Raw genomic sequence first — 18,048 nt, 5'->3', positions numbered from 1 at the left:
AAAAACAGATTGCCGCTATAAAAACGGGCAGCCGTCAGTCAGCATTGCGGCGTTTAACATAAGCGGATAAAGACCGCAAGATCCCCTATCCTAATAGGAAACAATTTTGGCTATTTATTCATTGTTTTCAATATTTTTTATCTTACTACCGTTCACTTTAAATGAAAAAAATGTTTTTATCACCGAAAAATGGGTGAAAAGTTTCATGCGGGATGCCGAAAGATTCCAGTTTATTTACAGGGATATTTTTGCGGGATGCCGCAATCATTTCCACTAAACATTATTTACAGAAAAATAAAAATTTTTAAACCGAACTGTTGCGTTCAATCTTTTTTTATTGCTGACTGCAATTTACAATCTTTACATGACTATGTGTACCGCGCAAAAACCGAAAAAAGGCAAAAAAAAGACACCCTTGCGAAGAGCGTCTTACAACGATTCTTTCATGACATTTTTGTCGATATCAATCAATTCCATATAGCCTTTACCCCACTCATACATGGCTTCAAGAATAGGCATGAGGCTTTCTCCGTGCGGGGTCAGAGAATATTCAACCTTCGGCGGGACAACCGGATACACTTCCCTGTGAACAATCATATCCTGCTCAAGCTCTCTCAGCTGATTCACGAGGATCTTCTGCGTAATATCAGGAATCAATGTTTTTAATTCATTGAACCGTTTTGTGCCTTCTTTTCCTAAATGCCACAAAATGAGCATTTTCCATTTACCGCCAATCACTGCAAGCGTTAATTCCTTCTCACAATTAAACCTTTTGTCGTCCATCCGGCTCAATAGAATCCCCCCTTAGTAACCTTTTTGTATGTTAGATACGTATCATCACTTACTTACTTTTTTGCAGACTCTTTTTTCATTATACTCACTCATAAAATCAAGCGAAAGAAATCTGATTGCCTCTCCTCACAGTATCCTCCAAGTAACTTGTTGACTTCAAAGTGCCTACTTCTCAACAAAAGAGGGAACCTATAGAATGAACAATAATTCGAAAAAGGGAGTGGATCAACAATGGAATTACAGCTTGCATTAGACCTCGTCAACATTCCAGAAGCCATTGAGCTTGTCAAAGAGGTAGAACAATACATCGACGTAGTTGAAATCGGAACACCGGTCGTCATTAATGAAGGCCTAAGAGCCGTTAAAGAAATAAAAGAAGCATTTCCTCAATTGAAGGTTCTTGCAGACCTGAAAATCATGGATGCCGGAGGCTACGAAATTATGAAAGCGTCGGAAGCAGGCGCTGACATCATCACCGTTTTAGGGGCTACAGACGACGCAACGATTAAAGGCGCAGTAGAAGAAGCCAAAAAACAAAAGAAGAAAATCTTAGTGGACATGATTAACGTGAAAGATATCGAGTCCCGTGCGCAAGAAATTGACGCACTCGGTGTTGACTACATCTGCGTCCACACTGGCTATGATCTTCAAGCAGAGGGCAAGAACTCTTTCGAAGAATTAACGACAATCAAAAACACCGTAAAAAACGCAAAAACCGCAATCGCGGGCGGCATCAAACTTGATACACTACCAGAAGTGATCCAGCAAAAGCCTGACCTTGTCATTGTCGGGGGCGGAATTACAAGCGCAGCTGATAAGGCGGAAACAGCTTCAAAAATGAAGCAGCTGATTGCCCAAGGATAACTCCGATGAAAACGACTGAATACGTAGCGGAAATTCTCAATGAGTTACACCGTTCAGCAGCTTATATTTCTAATGAAGAGGCTGACCAGCTTGCCGATCACATTCTTTCATCCCACCAAATTTTCACTGCGGGTGCGGGGCGGTCTGGCCTGATGGCAAAATCCTTCGCGATGAGATTGATGCACATGGGCTTCAACGCCCATATAGTAGGTGAGATTCTCACTCCGCCGCTCGCCGAAGGAGATCTAGTTATTATCGGCTCAGGATCAGGCGAGACAAAGAGCTTGATTCATACCGCAGCAAAAGCAAAAAGCTTACACGGAATTGTTGCAGCTTTAACCATCAATCCGGAATCAAGCATCGGAAAACAAGCGGACCTCATCATCAGAATGCCTGGTTCTCCTAAAGACCAGTCAAACGGAAGCTATAAAACCATTCAGCCAATGGGATCATTATTTGAACAAACTTTGCTGCTCTTCTATGATGCAGTGATTTTAAAACTCATGGAGAAAAAAGCACTCGATTCTGAAACTATGTTCACTCACCACGCAAACCTTGAATAGCATCACACAACCGGCCTGAAAATCAGGCCGGTTTTATTTTTTAAAAATAAAACTTTAAACCCAAAAACCCGATAAGTAATATGACCTATAAATCATAAAAGGAGGAATTATGTTGATAAAACGATTTAAGATGAAGCTAGGAACTAAAATTCTTTGCCTCGTTTTCGTGGTGATTCTTTTGTTTTCGGCATCAGTTGGCACTGTGATGCTTAAAGAAATTACAGAAAGCATGAAACAAATGGCAACTGAAAAAGCGAAAGGTGATCTCGCTTTAAGCAGCACATATATTGATGATGTCATGTCAGGCGACTGGCAGGTGAAAAACAATAAGCTCTATAAAGGGCAAACACAAATCAATGGAAATGAAGATATTGTTGATCTGCTTGGTGAAAAAACAGGTGATACCATTACCATTTTCCAAGGCGATACTCGTGTTGCAACCAATGTCATGAAGAATGGCGAAAGAGCTGTCGGCACCCAGGCTTCTTCTGAAGTTATTGCCGCTGTTTTAAAGAAAGGAAAGCGTTTTTACGGACAAGCAGATGTAGCAGGTTCTTCTTATCAGACTGCATACATGCCGTTAAAAGATCAAAATGGGAACATCATCGGCATGCTGTATACCGGAGCTAATCAAAGTATTTTAGCATCACTTACACAATCACTTTTCACTCAATTCGCTATCGTTCTTGTTATCGTCATTATAGTATCAGTCATCCTTGTTTTGGTTTTCACCAGAAAAATCAACAAGCGGCTGAACGCTTTAAAAAGCGCCTTTGAAAGTGCCGGAAACGGAGATATGACAATAGAGGTGTCAGACAAAACCGGTGACGAGCTTTCAGAACTAAGCGTCTATTATAATAAGATGAGAATGAAGCTGAACGATACCATACAAACCGTACAACAATCAGCCCTTCAGCTTGCGTCAGCCTCTCAGCAGCTCTCAGCCGGAGCAGAGGAAACAAATCAAGCTTCAGAAAAAATCACAGAAGCTGTACAGCAGATTGCAAATGGAGCCCAAGATCAGATCACCCGAATTGAAAACAGTGAAAGCTCATTAAAACAAGCTTCAGCAGACATCCGGGATATTTCTGCAAATACTGCCGCTATCGCTGACAAAGGGCAGCTCGCGCAATCAAAAGCAGACATTGGACAAAAGGAAATTGCAAATGTACAGGCGCAAATGGATGCGATTCACCAGTCAATTCAGAAAAGCGGAGAAATCATACACCAGTTAGACGGCCGCTCTAAACAAATTGAGCAAATTTTATCGGTCATCACCCAAATTGCCGATCAGACAAACCTGCTTGCGCTGAATGCAGCGATTGAAGCTGCCAGAGCCGGTGAACAAGGAAAAGGCTTTGCTGTTGTTGCTGATGAAGTACGGAAATTAGCAGAAGAGTCTCAACAATCTGCAGGGCAGATTTCAAAACTGATCATAGAAATACAAAAGGATATGAACCGGTCTGCAAGATCTGTTGAGCATGTGAAAACAGAAGCTGCAGAAGGAGTCACCATGATCCAGCGCACCAGAGATGCATTTAAGGAAATTGCAGCTGCAACAGGTGAAATCAGCGCCGAGATTAGTGATTTATCAGCATCTGTAACAAACATTTCAGCCAGTGCACATCAAATAAATGATTCCTTTGCAGCCAATACGGCCGACATTAAAGAATCTACTAAAAATACCCGGCAAGCGGCTGCATTAACAGAGGAGCAATTTGCTGCAATGGAGGAGATTACCGCAGCTTCTGAAACACTTTCTCAATTAGCTGAGGAGCTTACCGGTATCATAAGCCAATTTAAAATGATTAATCAAGCCGAAAACGGCTGATGACTTACTATCATTATTGTAAATTGGCAATCGTATTTTGCTGAAAACAAATATTTCGATCTGCTAAAATTACGATTTCTGCAATAAACTGAGCGTAAAACATAAAATTTAAACCTTTACACCAAATGCTTTCTGGATTACTCTTGTGTCAGTTTTAAAAGCGGGAGGTGAACATCACGACGGACATCATAAAAACAATACTTCTCGTCATCGTCATCATAGCAGCTGCAGCTGTCGGCCTGATAAAAGGAGACTTTTTCTCAGCTGATCAAAAAACGTCTCAAACGAAAGAATATGATGAAACAATCGCCTTCCCTTCTGACCGTTATCCCGAAACGGCCAAGCATATTAAGGATGCGATAAATGAGGGGCACTCAGAGGTGTGCACTATCGACAGAGACGGAGCTGAGGAACGCCGCGAGCAATCATTAAAGGACGTACCTTCCAAAAAGGGGTATGACAGAGATGAATGGCCAATGGCCATGTGCAAAGAAGGCGGTGAGGGAGCTTCTGTAGAATACATTTCTCCCGCTGACAACCGCGGAGCAGGCTCTTGGGTCGGGCATCAGCTTACCGATTACCCAGATGGCACAAAGGTTTTATTCACAATTCAGTAAACAGTACATAGAGGAGGAACAGCACATTGATCAAATCATGGAAGCCGCAAGAACTTTCGATTTCATATCATCAATTTACTGTATTTCAAAAGGATTCTACACCTCCTGTAATGGATTGGACTGACGAAGCGATTGAAAAAGGATATGCTGCGGCAGACGGAGCCATTTCCTTTGAGGCACAGCGAAATACAAAGGCCTTTATTCTTTTGCGCCTGAACAGTTCAGAAACAGTAAACTCCTACGAAAAAAAAGTGACTGTTCCTTTTCATGTCACAGAAAACGGAATTCATATTGAAAGCATCATGTCTAAAAGACTGTCCTTTGATCTGCCTAAAGGAGACTATCAATTGACATGCTGGACTGTGCCGGCTGAAATGTCAGATTTGCACGCCGACACTTATATTATTGATGCTGTTTCTGTGTAATGAAAAACCCCTGAGAGAATAACTCTCAGGGACTCTTTATAAACTTTCTCCGTTTGTCTTGATGACATCTTGATACCAATAAAAGCTTTTTTTCTTCAAGCGTTTTAAATCGGATGTGCTTTCTTCATCACGATTGACATATACAAATCCGTATCTTTTTTGGTAGCCGTTCAGCCAGCTTAACAGATCAGTAAACGACCAGCTGCAATAGCCGATTAAATCGACACCGTCACTGATGGCTTGTCTGCATTGCTCAAGATGCGAACGCAAATAATCAATTCGATAATCATCCTGTACAGTGCCGTCTTCAACTTTATCAAATTCACCCAAACCGTTCTCTGTTATAAACACTGGAAGCTGATAGCGGCTTGTAATTCGGCGAAGACCGATACGCAGCCCAATTGGGTCAATTGTCCAATCCCAGTTGCTCGTTGTCAGATGCGGATTTTTTTTCGTTTTGAACACTCCGGGTATCCCCGTCTCCTGATTGGTTCCTTTTTGGCCTGTCGTATTCATTTTCCCTTCTGACACACCATCAAGCGGATTTCGTTCATAGGTGATCGTCTGATAATAATTGACACCTACAAAATCAGGCTTCCCTTTGGCGAGCAGGTCCATATCTCCTGCTTCAATTGTCGGCGCCCATCCCTGTTTTTCCAAGTAGCGGAATGGAATTTGCGGGTAGGTTCCCCAGCAATACATGTCAAGCCACCAATTGTTCGTAAATTCTTCGGCGTTTTCAAATGCCAGTATATCCTCTGGATGGCTTGATAAAGGGTAAGCCGGAGAATAAGCAAAGCTAGGACCTATTTTGCCTTCAGGCACATATTCTCTAAATGATTCGATGGCTTTTGCATTAGCCAGAAACGCAATATGGTTTGCTTCGTAAAATCGTTTTCTGTCTTTCACTCCAGGCGGATGCATGGCTGTAATAAATCCGTGATTAAAATTGTAGTTCTGTTCGTTTAACGTAACCCAATATTTCACCCTGTCTCCAAAACGTTTATAAAGAGTAATACAGTAGTGATTAAAATCCTCTATGATGTTTCTGGATTCAAACCCGCCGTATTCGTCCATAAGCGCTTGAGGCAAATCCCAGTGATATAAAGTCAGAACCGGCTCGATGTGATGAGAAAGCAATTCATCAATCAGTCTATCGTAAAACGCTAGACCTGCTTCATTGATCTCTCCTTTTCCTTTTGGAAAAATCCGTGGCCAGCTGACGGAAAATCGATACGCTTTTAACCCCATCTCAGCCATCAGAGCGACATCTTCTTTAAATCGGTGATAATGGTCAACCGCAATGTCGCCATTGGTTCCTTTAAACGTTTTGCCCGGTATTTTCGTAAACACATCCCAAACAGAAGGGCCTTTGCCATCTTCATTCCAAGCGCCTTCAATCTGGTACGCTGCAGAAGCAGAGCCCCACAAAAAATGTTTCGGAAAAGATTCTGGATGCTGGTGGATCATAGTGTTTATCACTCCTGAATTATTTGATAAACCTATCATAGGCTATGAAACGCGTTTCAGATCAACTCGATGTTAGTCGCGGAACAGCTCAGCTAATATTTTTTCTCTTTGTCCAAGAAAATATCGTGTTAATTGAACATGCTCTGTATTCTCATATTCAATATGATGTATTCTTCCACCATCAAAGCTTAAAATATTAGCATTGGGATAGCCCAGTAGGATTGGGGAGTGAGTCGCAATGATCATCTGTACATTTCCGCCCTTCACCAAATCATGTATAACTCTCAAAAAAGCTAATTGTCTAGCTGGAGAAAGTGCTGCTTCTGGCTCATCTAAAAGGTAAATCGCTTTCTCTTTAAAACGATGACGGAATAGAGACATAAAGGACTCTCCATGTGATTGATTGTGTAGCGGCCTCCCTCCATAGGAACGGTATGGCTGAGGAGCATCTAGTTCCATCTCATCCAGATGAAGAGAAAGATGATAAAACGATTCAGCCCTTAAGAAGAAGCCATTTGTTACCTTTGGAAGCCAAGATAAACGTATATAATCTCCTAAATGGGAATCTGACTCCCGTAATTCATAGACATTATTTCGGCTTCCGCCCGCTGTATTGAATTCACACTTATCTGCTATCGCTTCAAGCAAAGTAGATTTTCCAGATCCATTTTCCCCCACAAAAAAAGTCACTTGGCTAGTAAATAAGATGTCATTTAATTGACTTATAGCCGGGATAGTAAAAGGAAATCTGTCAAAGTCCAAAATCTTATCTCGAAGAAGAGTAACCTTTTTTAAAAACATAGCATCTCCTTTCTATACTCAGTTAAATAATATATTGAGAAAGATCTTCTGCATCCATAAAAACATAGCCCATCCTAGTATTCCAACACATAATGCAAACCAAAACGGCACATGAATTTTCAGCAAAAAAGCCAAAATAGCTAGTAAACAAACTGTAGCTGGGATTCCTGTAAGCACACCAGATGCAAATTGACTTAATTGAGCTGTTTTTTCACCTTGTATTTGCATCCAAAAAAGGCTTAATAAACTGACCAAGGGCAAAGCAGCAATGATGCCGCCATAGGTCGGATGTCTTTTTGATATTTCAGTAACAAAACCGATAATCAACGCAGAGATGATTACTTTACTTAAAACTGCCATTGTTTAGCTTCCCTACTTAAAAGTTCAAATGCCTGTTCAAGTAATTTCTTTTCTGATGTGCTCATTCGTTCAATTATTTCTTTTAATTTCTCTTTATCTAGCTGTGTATGCTGTTCAAGAACAGATCTTCCTTCTTGTGTTAAGAAAACTAAAACTTTTCGTTCATCCTGTTGACTTCGCCGTTTAGCTATAAATCCCTTTTGAATCAAACGTTTAGTATGCTCTGACGCTGTATTGTGAGAGACAGACAAGTATTCAGCCAAAGCTCCTATTGTCGCCTCACCTTGCTTTTCAATATGCTGCATAATCCGTATTGCCTGGTGAGAAATATTATCTTTATGTTGATAATGTAATAAATAATAAATATCTGTCCACTGCTGATTAAGTTTAGAGATTAAATCCATTTCCATCATTATACACCCCATTTACATCTTATTATAAGATATAATCAACTAAAGCGATATATTTTTTTGGAAAATTCATTCAGTAACTTTTAACAATAAAAAAGCACCCAATTCCCATTGGATGCTTACCATTTTAATGTCTTTTTTCAAATTTATGCGGATGAGGATGGTGCTTTGGAACAAAGCCGTTTTGTTTCATCATTTCAAAGTGTTTGTCCAAGTGATTTTTGATGTGTTCTCCTCTTTCTTTAGGCAGGACACCATATTGTACATACTTTGAGATCACGTCTTTGCGCTTTTTAAGAATCTCTGCTTCCAGTTGTTCAATCTCTTTCTTTTGCTGATCTGTCAGTGTAACATTTGCGGGAGGCTGCTGCTGTTTTTCAACGGCCTCAGCTGTACCGGTCAGAGAAATGACAGCCGCTGCAATGAACATTGTGATGATGTTGATGGTTATTCGTTTCATCCAGTTTATTCCTCCAATCTATTTTTCATATGTTTTGCTGCCTTGTATTTTTTATGCATAAAACTAAAAAGAGCGAACCATTATTCGCTCTTTCTAATCTCTTCGTCAGCATTAAGTTCTTCTTCACCTGGCGTCGCATAAGTGACATACGTTCCCGCGATTAAATCATGCAGGGTCCGTTTGTCTTCTCGTACGGCAATCAGAATCAGGCTGGCGATCAAGCCGAGTCCGAAGGTTATAACGTAAACCAGGCCGGCTACCATAACCCGTAAAAACATTGTTAACAAGCTGACTTGTGATCCGTCTTTTTTTACGATTCTGATTCCGCAGATTCTTTTTCCGATAAGGTAGCCGCGCCAAAACACCGGCAGCAAAATAGAGTACAGCAGAACAACCAAACTGATGAACATGCTGTCATTCGGGTCTTTTCCTGTAATCAGCCAATAGATCAGCAAAAGAGGCACGGAGACTATAATGTAGTCTAACAATGCAGCTCCAAGTCTGATCCAAAATCCGGCTGGTTTGTAAATGTTCATTTGACTCCCCCATTATGGTTTAAATGTTTCCATTTTCTTTCTCATCGAATATATCATATGCCTTAGGGGCATCAGCAAGACTTAAATTTATTCTGAAGATCGATTTCATGCTTCTTGACCTTTTCTTACGGTATTGGCATAGAGGAATAACTGATCTTCTGCATCCATCACGTCCACATGTGTTTCCTTGGTACGTCTGGCATTCATCCTTGGACAACTCCTTTTTTCATCACCTCTTCCCTTCATAGACGCTTTTAAACACCCACCTATGCTTTTTGTATACACAATTCGAACTTTTTGAAAACGTCATCAACATATTGCAACCCCTTATGTTCAATGCTATCTTTTTAGTTGATTAACAGATTGGGGGAACTATAGTTGAAATCATTCATGCATTCCAAAGCCGTTATATTCAGTTTCACAATGGCTTTCTTTCTTATATTGGCAGCCTGTTCCGGCAAAAATGAAGCCGATTCCAAGGATACAGGCTGGGAGCAAATCAAGGACAAAGGGAAAATCGTAGTCGCTACATCAGGTACGCTTTATCCCACTTCTTATCATGATACCGACTCTGGCTCCGATAAGCTGACGGGCTACGAGGTTGAAGTCGTTCGTGAAGCGGCAAAACGCCTGGGACTGAAGGTTGAGTTCAAGGAGATGGGCATTGACGGGATGCTGACAGCGGTGAACAGCGGACAGGTTGACGCAGCCGCGAATGACATCGATGTGACGAAGGACCGCGAGAAGAAGTTCGCATTTTCTACTCCATATAAATATTCATACGGTACGGCAATTGTCCGAAAAGACGATTTATCAGGGATTAAAACGCTTAAGGATTTAAAAGGGAAGAAAGCGGCTGGCGCGGCTACAACCGTCTACATGGAGGTCGCGAGAAAATACGGCGCCAAAGAAGTGATTTATGATAATGCGACGAATGAGCAATATTTAAAAGATGTTGCCAACGGACGCACTGACGTCATTTTAAACGACTATTACCTGCAGACACTTGCGCTCGCGGCATTCCCGGATCTCAACATTACAATTCATCCTGACATCAAGTACATGCCGAACAAACAGGCCCTTGTCATGAAAAAAAGCAATGCGGCACTTCAGAAAAAGATGAACGAAACATTGAAAGAGATGAGCAAGGATGGCTCTTTGACTAAACTGTCGAAACAATTCTTCAATAAAGCAGATGTATCAAAAAAAATTGATGCCGACGTTCAGGACGTTGATTTGTAATCGGACGCCATGATCAATAGCATTCAATGGGAATATATTTTCAACACGAAGCTGGCTATTGAATCGTTCCCTTATGTCATAAAAGGCATTGGGTATACACTGCTCATCTCTTTTGTAAGCATGTTTGCGGGAACTGTGATCGGCCTGTTCATATCACTCGCCAGAATGTCAAAGCTTGCTTTGTTAAGATGGCCGGCGAAGCTCTATATCTCATTTATGCGGGGCGTTCCGATTTTGGTGATTTTGTTTATCCTTTATTTCGGGTTTCCTTATATCGGCATTGAATTTTCCGCTGTCACGGCTGCTTTAATCGGCTTTAGCCTAAACAGCGCCGCCTACATTGCGGAAATTAACCGTTCAGCCATTTCATCCGTCGAAAAAGGACAGTGGGAAGCCGCATCCTCGCTGGGTCTTTCCTATTGGCAGACGATGAGGGGCATCATTTTGCCGCAATCGATACGTATTGCGCTGCCTCCGCTTGCCAATGTATTGCTCGACTTAATCAAGGCGTCCTCTCTCGCTGCGATGATTACAGTGCCGGAATTGCTCCAGCATGCGAAAATCATCGGGGGCAGAGAGTTTGATTATATGACCATGTATATTCTGACCGCTCTCATTTATTGGGCCATCTGCTCCATTGCCGCGGTCTTTCAGAATATCCTTGAGAAAAAATACGCTCATTATGTTTAAACAAACGTTTCATTAAAAAAAGCCGCTCCCCAGGGGACGGCTTTTTTTCTATTGATTCAGCTTCCATTTAAACGGGTCCTCAAACAGCGACCAGTCGGAATCAAATTCATATTCAGTCAGCAGGCATTGATCAAGCTCTTTCGTAATCGTTTCTTCATCCAGGTCAGTTCCGATAAAAACTAGCTGTGTTAGGCGGTCGCCGAACTCCGGGTCCCACTCCTCCAGGATTTCCGGCTCCTGCTGCTTGACTTGCTCCTGCTCAAGCTTCGGCAACGCCGCCACCCAATAAGATACAGGCTCAATCGTAACCGACGGACCTGCTTGCGACATCAGCAAAGCAAGGTTGTTATGAGATGCGCACCAGACGATTCCTTTGGCACGTACCACGTTCTTTGGCATTTGATCCAGCCAACGGTAAAATCGTGTAGAATGAAACGGCAAACGTCTCTTATATACAAATGAAGAGATACCGTATTCTTCTGTTTCCGGGGTGTGTTCCGCATGGCCTGCCGTCAGCTCTTGAATCCAGCCGGCCGATCCGCTCGCTTCCTCGAAGTTAAATAACCCTGTATGCAAAATCTCTTGCGGTTTTACATTTCCTTTGACGGAACGAATGAACCTGGCTCTTGGCTGCAGTTTACGAAGAACGTTTTCAAGCTGTTCGAGCTCTTGCTCGCTGACCAAATCACATTTATTTAAGATCAGTACATCGCAAAACTCAATTTGATCGATCAAGAGGTCGGCGATTTCTCTTTCATCCTCTTCCCCCAATGCTTCTTTGCGGTCCAGAAGGCTTTCACCTGACTGATAATCATGCCAAAAACGGTTGGCATCAACCACTGTCACCATCGTATCCAGCTGACAAAATTTTGTAAGATCGATTCCCATCTCTTCATCGATATAAGAGAAAGTCTGGGCCACCGGGATCGGTTCGCTGATTCCTGTTGATTCGATGACGATATAATCAAACCGTCCGTCTTTTGCCAGCTTCTCAACTTCAATTAATAAGTCTTCGCGAAGCGTGCAGCAAATGCAGCCGTTTGACATTTCCACAAGCTTTTCATCTGTTCTGGAAAGGCCCCCTTCCTGCTTGACCAAGCCCGCGTCAATGTTCACCTCGCTCATATCGTTTACGATAACCGCTATTTTCAAGCCTTCGCGATTTTGCAGAATGCTGTTCAGCAATGTTGTTTTTCCCGCACCTAGATAACCGCTCAGTACGGTAACCGGAATTTTTTTCATAATAGTGCCTCCATTAAAATAGAATGATTACGATTTAAATTGAATACTTCGCCGTATGTACAATAGTGTAGAGCAGCTTTTCGCGCTCATTTCTCGCTGCCACCCGATTTCTAAATCAGTAAAGGCTCCAACCGCGTTTAATCCTTTTTCCCCACCGCAAATCCTTGCCGACAATCGGAAAACAGCAGCTTGCATAAAGCAATTGCTCTACTTGAAATGCTGAACCGATGGAGAGCGCAAATATCTCATCAGAATGCGGCTTGTGTATCGTCTCCAGTTTTCAAGAGACGCTTCATGGGGATCAATGACAGCAAGATCCTTAGCCTTTCCGCTTTTCACAGATACAGACAATGATAAGCCATTTATCTCAAAACGTAATTGTTACGATTTAAATTGTATGGTCTTTTTTCCTTTTTGTCAACGGTTTTCAATTCAGCTGATCACCACTTTTGTATGTTCAGGGATATTTTCATATATCCATTTCGCATCTGGAATGGTCAGCCTGATACAACCGTGAGATGCTTTTGTTCCTAGTTTTTCTGCTTCCGTTTTGATGACTTTTTGATCCTTTGTCATTGGCACACTATGAAATAGAAATTCACCGTGATTTTTCCATGATACCCAGTATTCTGCGCCTTCCCGGTATCCTTCGGAAAAAAACCATTCTCCCCGTTCAGGCTCTACATAAAAGGTGCCCTTTGGAGTAGCATCATCTTTTGTTTGATCAAGACCAGAAGAGATCATCATTGTATAGATGGTGTTGCTTCCTTCCTTGATGTAAGCCTTCTGCTCCTTCACATTCACATCAATCCAGACATGCTTCTGTTTAATATCCGGATATTCTCCGCCCGAAGGCTTCGTCCAATCAATGCTTGTTTTTGCTGTTTTTCGAACGTCCGTTATGTTTTCGACCGTTTTCTTTAAATTGATACTTGCGTGTTCTTCTGCATGATCGGAGCAGGCTGACAGCAGGCTGACTGGCATAAGAACTGCAACAATGAATAATGAGAGTTTCATATTTTATCCACTTCCTTCGAAAAACACAGCTTCGCATAGGCATCGTGGGGATGGATCGATTCTTCATTGCGGCATTCAATCTCAAAGGCTGACACCCATTCAAGCTCAAACAAATCTGCAGCAATCAGCCGAGCGAGATCCTCAACAAACCTCGGATTTTCATAGGCCGTTTCTGTCACGGCTTTTTCATCAGGCCGCTTCAATACCGGATGCAGTCTCGCAGAAGCATTTGATTCTGCGGCGTGAAGCAAATCAGCTTTAACATCACTTGGCAGCGATGCGGCCGGATGAATATCCGCCCAAACGCTGACCGTTCCCCTCTGATTATGGGCACTATATTCGCTGATTTCCTTGGAGCAAGGGCACAGAGTCGTTACTTTTGCTGAGATGCCGGCACGCTGTTTAAACGGCTGATCTTTGCGATAGGTGACAGACATGAATATATCAGCATGCATCAAACCCGCTTTCTCAAGCTTCGGGCTTTTCCGTTCGAAAAACCACGGAAACCTCACTTCAACTGTGGCAGATGATATGTCCATGTTTTCTGCAAGCTCTTTCGTAAATTGCTGAAGAGAGGAAAATGAGAGAACCCAGCCGTTTTGATGATAGACTTGCAGCAGCTCTGTTAACCGGCTCATATTAATCCCCTTCTGATTTCTCGGCAAATTACAAGTCATTGTAAAGTTCGCAGCCGTTGTTTGCTCGGCAGGCATCATGGCAGAAGTGATTGTCACTGGATGGGACACATTAGCGACACCTACATGCTGAATGTCAAAAAAATAATCCTTCCTGATATTTTGCAGGTCCTTCATTTTCTCTTTTTCCACTGGTTTCTCGCCTTTGATCGGACTGACCGATCCAAAGTATTGAAGACGCTCCGTTTTTTTCGGGAGCAGCGTATGTTGATTCATTCAGAAAACTCCTCTCGCTAACAAATCGTAATAATTACTATTTATTTTGATCGGTTCACTGTTGAAAATCAAGAGAAAATAAAAAAGACACGCACAAACGCGTGTCCGTCAAAATCCTAAACATCCGCCGGACTGCTTTCCGCGCTCCAGCTTTTCCGCCAGTAATAGCCTGCGGCAAGCACAAGTGCAAACGCCAGCAGCGCGATACAGGAAAACGTGATAAAACCGATAGCATATGTGCCTGTCATCTGTTTGAGAGATCCTAAGATGTTCGGCAGGAAAAACCCTCCGATTCCTCCGGCCGCACCGACGATTCCCGTCACCATGCCAATTTCTTTGCGAAAACGCTGCGGCACGAGCTGGAATACTGCGCCGTTACCCATTCCGAGCCCCATCATTCCGACAAACAATAGAACAATAACCATTGAGAGAGATGGCAGGCTGCTGACTCCGGCCATACACAGTGCCACGATGACAAACAGTACAGAAAGAACTTTCGTGCCGCCGACACGATCCGAAATCAAGCCCCCGACAGGCCGGAAAAAGCTCCCCGCCGCTACACATAATGTAACGAAGTCGCCCGCGTGAATTTTTGACAGCTGGTATTGATCAACAAAGAAAATAGATAAAAAGCTTGAGAGCCCGACAAATCCGCCAAATGTGACGCTGTACAGCAGGCAGAAAAACCATGTTTCCTTTTGCCCGAACACATGCAGATAGCTTTTGAGCGGCTGCGGAGCCGGCTGTGCAGGAGAATCCTTTGCCATGGATACAAAAAGAATAAAGACGATCAATAATGGAATTAGCGCAATTCCCATGACAATGTGCCAGCCGAACTGCTCTGCCAGACGAGGGCCAAACAGGGTTGCAAACAACGTGCCGCTGTTCCCCGCTCCGGCAATCCCCATCGCAAGTCCCTGCAAATGAGGCGGATACCAGCGGCTGGCCATAGGCAGCGCTACAGCAAAGCTTGCCCCCGCCACGCCAAGCAGAATCCCGATGGCATACAGCTCAGTCAGGGAACGGCCGCCGAATGTCCCCCAAAGCAGCGGAATCATCGTCACCAGCATCCCGATCACTGCCGTTTTTTTCGGTCCGATTCTGTCCGTTAAAATACCAAGAATGATACGAAACACTGATCCAGATAAAATCGGCACAGCTACGACAAGCCCTTTCTCAAAAGGAGACAGGCCAAAATCCTGAGAAATATAAACACCCAGCGCCCCTAGCATAACCCATATCATAAAACTGACATCAAAGTATAAAAAGGAACAGAGCAAAGTGAGTGGATGACCGCTAGTTTTCAGTTCCGACAGCTTCATAAGATTCCCCTTTCTAGACCCTCATTATTTTACATTTTCTGAATCAAGGATATAGGACCATTATTTTCTGGAAAAGACATGTGTAAGTTTTTGTGACACGTTTAATGCGTTAACAGTGCATTGTGACATAATTTTTAATAGGAGAAAACTTACGAGCTTCGCCAAAGGAGGTCTGATACATGAAGAAACAAAGATTGGTGTTAGCGGGAAACGGCATGGCCGGAATCCGCTGTATTGAAGAAGTATTAAAGCTGAATCATCACATGTTTGAGATTGTCATTTTCGGAACCGAGCCGCATCCCAATTACAATCGCATTCTCTTATCCTCTGTATTGCAGGGTGAAGCGTCACTCGATGATATTACACTGAACAGCAAGGATTGGTACGACAAGCACGGGATCACGCTTTACACAGGCGAAACGGTTATTCAGATTGATACAGATCAGCAGCAGGTCATAACGGATCGCAAGCGCATCCTGTCTTATGACAAATTCATTGTGGCAACAGGCTCCTCCCCTCATATTCTCCCTATCCCCGGGGCAGACAAAAAAGGTGTCTATGGATTTCGGACAATAGAAGACTGCCAAGCGCTGATGAAGATGGCTCAGCACTTTCAAAAGGCTGCGGTAATCGGAGCCGGCTTATTAGGACTGGAAGCTGCAGTCGGTTTACAGCATCTCGGTATGGATGTCAGCGTCATTCACCACTCCGCCGGCATCATGCAAAAACAGCTCGATCAAACAGCGGCGCGGCTGCTGCAAACAGAGCTGGAACAAAAAGGCCTAACCTTTCTTCTGGAGAAAGACACCGTCTCCATTTCCGGCGCCACCAAGGCAGACCGAATCCATTTTAAAGATGGCTCTTCATTAAAAGCAGACTTGATTGTGATGGCGGCCGGCGTCAGACCGAATATTGAATTAGCTGTATCCGCTGGAATCAAAGTGAACCGCGGGATCATCGTGAATGACTTCATGCAGACAAGCGAACCGAATATCTACGCCGTTGGTGAATGCGCCGAACATAACGGGACGGTGTACGGATTGGTGGCACCGCTTTATGAGCAGGGAAAAGCTCTCGCCAGTCATATTTGCGGCGTTCCATGTGAGGAATATCAAGGCTCAGCACCATCTGCGGCTTTAAAAATAGCTGGAATCGATGTGTGGTCAGCAGGAAAGATCCAAGAGGATGAACGCACGACGAGCATCAAAATCTACGACGAACAAGCAGGCGTTTATAAAAAAGCGCTTTTTGTAGATGACAAACTGGCCGGTGTTATTTTATTCGGAGACACTCGTGACAAGCAGCGGCTTCTCGACAGCCTGCTTAAACAACGAGACATCTCCATTGTCAAAAAGCAGATCATCGAACCGGAGACAAGCGGCCCTTTATTAGAATCCATGCCTTCCAGTGAAACGATTTGCCAATGCAACACAGTGACGAAAGGCGCGATTGAAGACGCGGTGCACACGAATAGCTTAACAACTGTTGAGGAAGTCAAGCACTGCACCAAAGCCACTGGGTCCTGCGGAGGATGCAAACCGCTCGTTGAAGACCTTTTGAGATACATGACCAACAGCGAATATACGAAGCCCGCCGGCACACCTTCGTTTTGCAGCTGTACTGATTTTACAGAAGACGACATCATCGCTGAGCTTCAGCGCAGGCCATTCACTAATCCGGCAGAAGTGATGGACCAGCTTGACTGGAGAACAAAAAAAGGATGCAGTACTTGTGTTCCTGCGATTCAATACTATCTGGAAATGCTGTACCCCGGGTTTGTCCAGCCTGAGCCAGCCACTGAAGAGACATGCATCCTGATTCCGCAAATGTACGGCGGGCGGACAAACGCGGAGCAGCTAAGAACCATCGCCAACATCATTGAGGCATACAGCATTCCCGACGTATCCATCACTCACGGCCAAAGGCTGAAGCTTTCCGGGATCAAGCCTGCGGATCTCCCGAACATAAAAAAAGACCTGAAGATGCCCGTTTACACTAATGAACACCGACACGCGCTGCAAAGCATCAAAGCATGTACATGCGGGCAAAATCGATCAATTCAGCAGCTGGCAGCCCAAATCGAAAGACAACTTGAGATGCTTCCCTTACCCGCTCCCATTTCTATCAGCTTATCATGTGAAACAGACTGCACCGATGCCGCCCTGCAAGATGTCGGCGCAATTCGGACACAAGCTGGCTGGGACATTCACATCGGCGGCGTCCGGGGAACTCATGCCCGTTCAGGAGCTTTGTTTTGCGTGACTGAGAACGAAGACAGCACTGCCGGCATGATCAAAGGACTGATCCAGTATTATCGGGAAACGGCTCATTACTTAGAAGGTGTTCATCAGTGGATAGACCGTCTCGGGATCGTTCATATCAGAGAAGTGCTATTCGAAGAAGACCTAAGGGCCCAGCTGCTGGAAAGCCTCCAAACAGATCTGTCACTGATTCAAAACCCGACTGTAGAGACGGGTGCATATAAGAAAGGATGA

20 protein-coding genes and 1 pseudogene are annotated in these 18,048 nt (G+C 43.6%); 8 read left to right on the top strand and 13 right to left on the bottom strand.

Going from position 1 to position 18,048, the window contains the following annotated elements; all coding sequences use genetic code 11:
- Positions 1-429 precede the first annotated feature (429 nt).
- Positions 430-792, bottom strand: a complete 363-nt coding sequence (hxlR, locus tag MHH82_RS38750; protein WP_003246265.1) for a transcriptional activator HxlR — start codon at positions 790-792, stop codon at positions 430-432.
- Between the two features lie 231 nt (positions 793-1,023).
- Here hxlR and hxlA point away from each other — a divergent pair, with 231 nt between their 5' ends.
- From hxlA to nin, 5 genes are all read left to right on the top strand, one after another.
- Positions 1,024-1,656: a 3-hexulose-6-phosphate synthase gene (hxlA, locus tag MHH82_RS38745; protein WP_021481819.1), complete on the top strand. Its 633-nt coding sequence runs from the start codon at positions 1,024-1,026 to the stop codon at positions 1,654-1,656.
- 5 nt (positions 1,657-1,661) lie between these two features.
- Positions 1,662-2,219: a 6-phospho-3-hexuloisomerase gene (gene hxlB, locus MHH82_RS38740; RefSeq protein ID WP_021481820.1), complete on the top strand. Its 558-nt coding sequence runs from the start codon at positions 1,662-1,664 to the stop codon at positions 2,217-2,219.
- Between the two features lie 109 nt (positions 2,220-2,328).
- Complete coding sequence (tlpC, locus tag MHH82_RS38735) at positions 2,329-4,050, top strand: methyl-accepting chemotaxis protein TlpC (RefSeq protein WP_021481821.1); 1,722 nt, start codon at positions 2,329-2,331, stop codon at positions 4,048-4,050.
- Positions 4,051-4,217: 167 nt separating this feature from the next.
- Entirely contained in the window at positions 4,218-4,667 is a 450-nt protein-coding gene (nucA, locus tag MHH82_RS38730; RefSeq protein ID WP_014475770.1) for a DNA-entry nuclease, read from the top strand.
- 26 nt (positions 4,668-4,693) lie between these two features.
- Complete coding sequence (gene nin / locus MHH82_RS38725) at positions 4,694-5,092, top strand: DNA-entry nuclease inhibitor (protein WP_021481824.1); 399 nt, start codon at positions 4,694-4,696, stop codon at positions 5,090-5,092.
- Positions 5,093-5,128: 36 nt separating this feature from the next.
- Here nin and bglC read toward each other — a convergent pair whose 3' ends face one another.
- The 7 genes from bglC to MHH82_RS38690 all read right to left on the bottom strand — a co-directional run bounded on the left by bglC (position 5,129) and on the right by MHH82_RS38690 (position 9,346).
- Positions 5,129-6,562: a 6-phospho-beta-glucosidase gene (gene bglC / locus MHH82_RS38720; protein ID WP_072175231.1), complete on the bottom strand. Its 1,434-nt coding sequence runs from the start codon at positions 6,560-6,562 to the stop codon at positions 5,129-5,131.
- Positions 6,563-6,634: 72 nt separating this feature from the next.
- Positions 6,635-7,363: an AAA family ATPase gene (locus MHH82_RS38715; protein ID WP_021481826.1), complete on the bottom strand. Its 729-nt coding sequence runs from the start codon at positions 7,361-7,363 to the stop codon at positions 6,635-6,637.
- 18 nt (positions 7,364-7,381) lie between these two features.
- Entirely contained in the window at positions 7,382-7,723 is a 342-nt protein-coding gene (locus MHH82_RS38710) for a DUF3147 family protein (RefSeq protein WP_032724911.1), read from the bottom strand.
- Positions 7,711-8,133 (bottom strand): MarR family winged helix-turn-helix transcriptional regulator, encoded by a 423-nt coding sequence (locus MHH82_RS38705; protein WP_170939093.1) that lies wholly within the window; start codon positions 8,131-8,133, stop codon positions 7,711-7,713. Before MHH82_RS38705 ends, MHH82_RS38710 begins: the two co-directional genes overlap by 13 nt.
- Positions 8,134-8,260: 127 nt before the next feature.
- Positions 8,261-8,593 carry a YckD family protein gene (locus MHH82_RS38700; protein WP_032724908.1) on the bottom strand — a complete coding sequence of 111 codons (333 nt, stop codon included), beginning with the start codon at positions 8,591-8,593 and terminating at the stop codon, positions 8,261-8,263.
- 80 nt (positions 8,594-8,673) lie between these two features.
- On the bottom strand, positions 8,674-9,129 hold the full coding sequence (locus MHH82_RS38695) for an RDD family protein (protein ID WP_049140212.1): 456 nt from the start codon (positions 9,127-9,129) through the stop codon (positions 8,674-8,676).
- A gap of 19 nt (positions 9,130-9,148) precedes the next feature.
- Positions 9,149-9,346, bottom strand: a complete 198-nt coding sequence (locus tag MHH82_RS38690) for a hypothetical protein (protein ID WP_139026565.1) — start codon at positions 9,344-9,346, stop codon at positions 9,149-9,151.
- A gap of 161 nt (positions 9,347-9,507) precedes the next feature.
- Between MHH82_RS38690 and MHH82_RS38685 the strand changes: the two genes are divergently transcribed.
- Positions 9,508-10,371 carry a transporter substrate-binding domain-containing protein gene (locus MHH82_RS38685; protein ID WP_072173917.1) on the top strand — a complete coding sequence of 288 codons (864 nt, stop codon included), beginning with the start codon at positions 9,508-9,510 and terminating at the stop codon, positions 10,369-10,371.
- A 9-nt stretch (positions 10,372-10,380) separates the two neighbouring features.
- Positions 10,381-11,061 (top strand): amino acid ABC transporter permease, encoded by a 681-nt coding sequence (locus MHH82_RS38680; RefSeq protein ID WP_003234624.1) that lies wholly within the window; start codon positions 10,381-10,383, stop codon positions 11,059-11,061.
- Positions 11,062-11,109: 48 nt separating this feature from the next.
- On the opposite strand, the gene zinU is transcribed toward MHH82_RS38680, so the two are convergent.
- The 5 genes and pseudogenes from zinU to MHH82_RS38655 form a co-directional block, all read right to left on the bottom strand.
- Positions 11,110-12,303, bottom strand: a complete 1,194-nt coding sequence (gene zinU / locus MHH82_RS38675; RefSeq protein ID WP_033883103.1) for a zinc metallochaperone ZinU — start codon at positions 12,301-12,303, stop codon at positions 11,110-11,112.
- A gap of 27 nt (positions 12,304-12,330) precedes the next feature.
- A pseudogene (locus MHH82_RS38670) lies at positions 12,331-12,505 on the bottom strand (hypothetical protein).
- 230 nt (positions 12,506-12,735) lie between these two features.
- Positions 12,736-13,320, bottom strand: a complete 585-nt coding sequence (locus MHH82_RS38665) for a L,D-transpeptidase (RefSeq protein ID WP_049140217.1) — start codon at positions 13,318-13,320, stop codon at positions 12,736-12,738.
- Entirely contained in the window at positions 13,317-14,231 is a 915-nt protein-coding gene (gene folE2 / locus MHH82_RS38660; protein ID WP_072175232.1) for a GTP cyclohydrolase FolE2, read from the bottom strand. The genes MHH82_RS38665 and folE2 overlap by 4 nt, the downstream gene beginning before the upstream one ends.
- Before the next feature lie 116 nt (positions 14,232-14,347).
- Entirely contained in the window at positions 14,348-15,553 is a 1,206-nt protein-coding gene (locus MHH82_RS38655) for an MFS transporter (protein ID WP_015252853.1), read from the bottom strand.
- Between the two features lie 179 nt (positions 15,554-15,732).
- Here MHH82_RS38655 and nasB point away from each other — a divergent pair, with 179 nt between their 5' ends.
- The gene (gene nasB / locus MHH82_RS38650; protein WP_049140220.1) at positions 15,733-18,048 is read left to right on the top strand and encodes an assimilatory nitrate reductase electron transfer subunit NasB; all 2,316 of its coding nucleotides are present in this window, start codon (positions 15,733-15,735) and stop codon (positions 18,046-18,048) included.

This window comes from Bacillus sp. FSL K6-6540 (assembly GCF_038007545.1).
This window is presented reverse-complemented; position numbering and strand designations above follow the sequence as displayed.

Coding starts and splice junctions, on each gene's coding strand:
- hxlA (WP_021481819.1), top strand. CDS start 1,024: ATGGAATTACAGCTTGCATTAGACCTCGTCAACATTCCAGAAGCCATT.
- hxlB (WP_021481820.1), top strand. CDS start 1,662: ATGAAAACGACTGAATACGTAGCGGAAATTCTCAATGAGTTACACCGT.
- tlpC (WP_021481821.1), top strand. CDS start 2,329: ATGTTGATAAAACGATTTAAGATGAAGCTAGGAACTAAAATTCTTTGC.
- bglC (WP_072175231.1), bottom strand. CDS start 6,562: ATGATCCACCAGCATCCAGAATCTTTTCCGAAACATTTTTTGTGGGGC.
- MHH82_RS38715 (WP_021481826.1), bottom strand. CDS start 7,363: ATGTTTTTAAAAAAGGTTACTCTTCTTCGAGATAAGATTTTGGACTTT.
- MHH82_RS38710 (WP_032724911.1), bottom strand. CDS start 7,723: ATGGCAGTTTTAAGTAAAGTAATCATCTCTGCGTTGATTATCGGTTTT.
- MHH82_RS38705 (WP_170939093.1), bottom strand. CDS start 8,133: ATGGAAATGGATTTAATCTCTAAACTTAATCAGCAGTGGACAGATATT.
- MHH82_RS38700 (WP_032724908.1), bottom strand. CDS start 8,593: ATGAAACGAATAACCATCAACATCATCACAATGTTCATTGCAGCGGCT.
- MHH82_RS38695 (WP_049140212.1), bottom strand. CDS start 9,129: ATGAACATTTACAAACCAGCCGGATTTTGGATCAGACTTGGAGCTGCA.
- MHH82_RS38680 (WP_003234624.1), top strand. CDS start 10,381: ATGATCAATAGCATTCAATGGGAATATATTTTCAACACGAAGCTGGCT.
- zinU (WP_033883103.1), bottom strand. CDS start 12,303: ATGAAAAAAATTCCGGTTACCGTACTGAGCGGTTATCTAGGTGCGGGA.
- MHH82_RS38665 (WP_049140217.1), bottom strand. CDS start 13,320: ATGAAACTCTCATTATTCATTGTTGCAGTTCTTATGCCAGTCAGCCTG.
- folE2 (WP_072175232.1), bottom strand. CDS start 14,231: ATGAATCAACATACGCTGCTCCCGAAAAAAACGGAGCGTCTTCAATAC.
- MHH82_RS38655 (WP_015252853.1), bottom strand. CDS start 15,553: ATGAAGCTGTCGGAACTGAAAACTAGCGGTCATCCACTCACTTTGCTC.
- nasB (WP_049140220.1), top strand. CDS start 15,733: ATGAAGAAACAAAGATTGGTGTTAGCGGGAAACGGCATGGCCGGAATC.